Raw genomic sequence first — 1,425 nt, 5'->3', positions numbered from 1 at the left:
GTACGTTGGCGTTTCCTCGCTGCCCTTGGCTTTCTGATCAAGAATATTCTCTCCGTCTGCTTCTACGTCTGTCCATTTGTGAGCGTAGAAAGCAGCTCCGATCGCAATTTTGCTTGCTGGCACGTGATTATCGAAGAACATCTGCACCGTTGAATCCACGCTTCTACCTGCATAAAGATTTGTGTGGTGAGCAGTTTTCTGCACCCATCCACCTGCCAAGTCATATGTCATGATGTTCAGGCTGTCCAGGAGCGGAATGATCTTATCCAGCTCGACCCACTTCGGATAGTCCGATGCGGTAGCCGCACAAATGGTCAGCTCATAATATTTGTTGTTCTCAAGGCCCAACTTGTTCAGCCTCTCACGAACCATTTGAAGAAGAAGTGTGAAGTTCTCCTTATCCTCTGGGCTTGCCTTAATCAGATCACCCGCCGTTTGTGTTGGATACTCCCAGTCGAGGTCCACTCCGTCCAGATTGTATTTCTTGATATGCTCGATCACACTGTTGACAAAAGTCTCCCGGGCTGCTGGTGTCGCTGCCGCATCCGAGAACCCATCTGCGCCCCATCCTCCAACAGAATTCAGAATCTTCAAATTGGGGTTCTTGGACTTCAGACTGCTTAAATAGGCATAGTTCTGATCATCATGGTAGTTTCCTTGGAATGGAATGAGCTTGTGATCTTTATCAATATGGTTAAATGCGTAGTTCAGGTGTGTCATTTTGGCTACATCTACCGTATTCGCATCAGACCAGTCTACCCAGCCGGGTACATATCCAATGATCCGCAGAGCTGGATCAATCTTGAATTTAACCGTTGTGCTTGAAGTCTTAAAGCTCTTGCCATGAGTCGCAGTGACAACCAGAGTATAGTCACCCGCTTCATTAATGCCTGTGCCTTTAATATATGGTTTACCGTTCAATACAGCCGAGCTGTAGGTTCCCTTACCATCGGTCCAGTTCGGCAGTACACCAGAGGTGTATGTTGTTCCTTCTGTCACGTTAACCACTTTTGGAGCATCAGGTACTGTATTATCCACTTCGTACGGTTTACCCTGGAGTCCGTTATTCAGAGCTTCCAGCAGGGCCCCCGTCTTATCCTGGCTGTACTCCCAGAACAATACGCCGCCAAGCTTCTTATCCAGTACATATTTTCCTTTTTCCGTTATGGACTGTGGATCGTCATAAGACAGAAATTCCTTAGTGGTCGGGTTGTACAGGTAAGGCGCCTTGGCTGCTTCATCCCAATGACGGATAAATCCATGCTCTTCGTTATATTTCGTAAGAATATCGTTGTACGTTGGCGTTTCCTCGCTGCCCTTGGCTTTCTGATCAAGAATATTCTCTCCGTCTGCTTCTACGTCTGTCCATTTGTGAGCGTAGAAAGCAGCTCCGATCGCAATTTTGCTTGCTGGCACGTGATTATC

Annotated in this window: 1 protein-coding gene; it reads right to left on the bottom strand. The window is 47.3% G+C overall.

From position 1 onward, the window contains the following. Positions 1-1,425: glycosyl hydrolase family 18 protein (locus tag BN6628_RS00050; RefSeq protein ID WP_235847540.1), on the bottom strand; the 1,425-nt coding region annotated here is incomplete at both ends.

Origin of the sequence: Paenibacillus tuaregi (genome assembly GCF_900086655.1) — a bacterium.
GTDB classification, from domain to species: Bacteria; Bacillota; Bacilli; order Paenibacillales; family Paenibacillaceae; genus Fontibacillus; species Fontibacillus tuaregi.
Note: the sequence above shows the minus strand (reverse complement) of the source record. Positions and strands in the feature narration are given on the sequence as shown.